Consider the following 215-nt stretch of genomic DNA (forward strand, 5'->3'; position numbering starts at 1 on the left):
TCACGGTCGCGGAACCCGGTGCCGACCCGACCGACGTACTCGAGCCCGTCCGGACCGGGGACGCCGAGCACCTCGGCGATCTCGTCGAGGTCACGGTCGCGGAACCCGGTGCCGACCCGACCGACGTACTCGAGCCCGTCCGGACCGGGGACGCCGAGCACCTCGGCGATCTCGTCGAGGTCACGGTCGCGGAACCCGGTGCCGACCCGACCGAC

General features: G+C 73.5%; 1 protein-coding gene. It reads right to left on the minus strand.

Annotated elements, in window-relative coordinates; translation table 11 throughout:
• On the minus strand, positions 1-215 hold a 215-nt coding region (locus H7A69_RS17235; RefSeq protein WP_182048155.1), incomplete at both ends, for a hypothetical protein.

The sequence above is a fragment of the Curtobacterium sp. ME26 genome (genome assembly GCF_903970945.1).
GTDB classification, from domain to species: domain Bacteria; phylum Actinomycetota; class Actinomycetes; order Actinomycetales; family Microbacteriaceae; genus Curtobacterium; species Curtobacterium citri.